Annotated in this window: 4 protein-coding genes; 1 reads left to right on the plus strand and 3 read right to left on the minus strand. The window is 66.6% G+C overall.

Annotated elements, in window-relative coordinates; genetic code table 11:
* Together EOA60_RS39350 and EOA60_RS30750 are read right to left on the minus strand one after the other, a co-directional pair.
* Window positions 1-139: TRAM domain-containing protein (locus tag EOA60_RS39350; protein WP_128312452.1), on the minus strand; the 139-nt coding region annotated here is incomplete at its 3' end.
* A complete protein-coding gene (locus EOA60_RS30750; RefSeq protein WP_095823805.1) occupies window positions 136-909 on the minus strand; it encodes a TlyA family RNA methyltransferase in 774 nt (257 codons plus the stop codon). The genes EOA60_RS30750 and EOA60_RS39350, both read right to left, overlap by 4 nt.
* Before the next feature lie 114 nt (window positions 910-1,023).
* Between EOA60_RS30750 and EOA60_RS30755 the strand changes: the two genes are divergently transcribed.
* Window positions 1,024-1,425, plus strand: a complete 402-nt coding sequence (locus tag EOA60_RS30755) for a GFA family protein (RefSeq protein WP_095823806.1) — start codon at window positions 1,024-1,026, stop codon at window positions 1,423-1,425.
* On the opposite strand, the gene EOA60_RS30760 is transcribed toward EOA60_RS30755, so the two are convergent.
* Window positions 1,422-1,706, minus strand: a complete 285-nt coding sequence (locus EOA60_RS30760) for a hypothetical protein (RefSeq protein WP_067327851.1) — start codon at window positions 1,704-1,706, stop codon at window positions 1,422-1,424. The two genes, EOA60_RS30755 and EOA60_RS30760, sit on opposite strands and share 4 nt — an antisense overlap.
* Window positions 1,707-1,980 lie beyond the last annotated feature (274 nt).

A 1,980-nucleotide genomic window follows, 5' to 3' on the forward strand; every position in this document is an offset into this window, starting at 1 on the left:
GCGTCGCGCGGTCCTTCCGGCGCGCGGCGGTGACCGTCTCGCCAGGCAGCGTGAACGGGATGAAGACCTCGCCGCCATCGGCACCGGCGATGCCGTCGCCCTGCGAACCGAGCCTTGTGATGGTGAAGCGCGCGCTCATGGCGATGCCGCGTCCTTGATCGCGGCGAGCAGGAACTCGCGGTTGCCGTCGCCGCCCTCGATCGGCGATGGATGCAGCCCGAGCACGCGCCAGCCCGGCATGCCGGCAAGCCAGCCGCGCAAACCGGCGGCGATGCGCTCGGCCTCGCTCGGGTCCTTGAGCAGTCCGCCCTTGCCGATCGCCTCGCGACCCGCCTCGAATTGCGGCTTGACGAGAAGCAGCGCCCTGGCGCCCTCGCCCGCCAAGGCCAGCGCCGGCGGCAGCGCCAGCTTCAGCGAGATGAAGCTGACATCACAGACCAGGAAATCCGGATCGCGGTCGCCAAGATCGGCGGCGGTCAGGTCCCGCGCATTCAGCCCTTCAATGACCGTGACCCGCCGATCGGTGGCAATTTCCGGGTGCATCTGGCCGTGACCGACATCGATCGCCGTGACATGGGTAGCACCACGCTCGAGCAGCACCTGGGTGAAGCCGCCGGTCGAGGCGCCGATATCGAGCGCCTCATGCCCAGAGGGATCGAGGCCGAAATGGTCGAGGCCGGCAATCAGCTTCAGCGCCGCGCGCGACACATAGGCCTGCGCCGGATCGTCGACGGTAACGACACAGTGTGGCGCGACGGGCTGGCCCGGCTTGCGGGCGACTGCGCCGTCGACAGTGACGGTGCCGCGTTCGATCGCGTCGCGGGCGCGGGAACGGCTGGCGAACAGGCCACGTGCGACGAGCAGTTCGTCGAGACGCGGACGCGCGCTGGCGGGCAAAGAGGAACTCATCGGCCTTCATTGGCGAAAGCCGGCGGCGAAGGCAATGGCAGCCCTGTTGAATATGGCGCGGGGCACGGCAGAATGCCGGTGCCTATAGTCCGCTCACCCGGGCGAGGAGGAGCCATGCTGAAGGGAACCTGCCATTGCGGCGCCGCTCACTGGACGCTGGAAGGCGATCCGGGATCGATCACCGCCTGCAACTGCACCCTTTGCCGCCGCTACGGCACGCTCTGGGCCTATGACTATGTCGACGAGCGCATCCGCATCGCAGGTCCGACGAGCTCCTACAGGAGGGTCGAGGTGGCCGAGCCCGCGCTGGAAATCCTGTTCTGTCCGAAATGCGCCTGTGTGCTCGCCTGGCGCGGGTTGCTTCCCGGCTCGAGCGGCCGCACTCGCATCGCCGTCAATGTCAGGCTGGCCCCGCCGGAGGCGGTCGCCGACCTGCCGATCGAGCATTTCGACGGCCTCGAAACGTTCGACGACCTGCCGCGCGACGGCCGCTGCGTGCGCGATATGTGGTTTTAGAAAATAGTCCGCGAGACCGGGCGCTCGACCGCCGGCATCAGGCCGTCATTGTGGGAGGCTTGCTCGCGCGGCTCAGCAGGAGCCGGCGCCGTCGGCGCGGCTTCCTGCGGAACCACCAGTTGGGGAGCCTGCTTGTAGGAGAAGCCGCCGCGGATGTTGCCCATCTTGCCGGCAACGATGTCCATCACCGCCTTTTCGAGGTTGCGGTCGTAACGCGTTTCGGCTGCCACCGGCGCGGCCATGGCACTCAGCAGGGCCATGCCGCAAAGGAACGAATTCATTGTTCTTATCCCCTGCCTAGGACCAGGGTTTTAGCAGGGCGCCCGTTGAAAATCGGCCAAAAGACAAGGTAACCGAACGGCCAAATGAAAACGTAAACAAACAGTTGCAGCCGCAGCCAGCAAACTCAATCGGAGAGCTGAGGTTTCGATTCAGGCGCGCTGCGCCTGCATGCCATGGCCGAGTGCGGCGAAGACCGTCCGCACGATGCCGGTCGTGTCGAGGCCCGCGTCGGCATACATCTTCTCAGGCTTGGCGTGATCGGTGAACTCGTCC

The sequence above is a fragment of the Mesorhizobium sp. M1A.F.Ca.IN.020.06.1.1 genome, assembly GCF_004023265.1.
GTDB lineage: Bacteria > Pseudomonadota > Alphaproteobacteria > Rhizobiales > Rhizobiaceae > Mesorhizobium.

Excerpts from the sequence above, each read along its gene's own strand:
- EOA60_RS30750 (WP_095823805.1), bottom strand. The coding sequence starts at position 909 with ATGAGTTCCTCTTTGCCCGCCAGCGCGCGTCCGCGTCTCGACGAACTG.
- EOA60_RS30755 (WP_095823806.1), top strand. The coding sequence starts at position 1,024 with ATGCTGAAGGGAACCTGCCATTGCGGCGCCGCTCACTGGACGCTGGAA.
- EOA60_RS30760 (WP_067327851.1), bottom strand. The coding sequence starts at position 1,706 with ATGAATTCGTTCCTTTGCGGCATGGCCCTGCTGAGTGCCATGGCCGCG.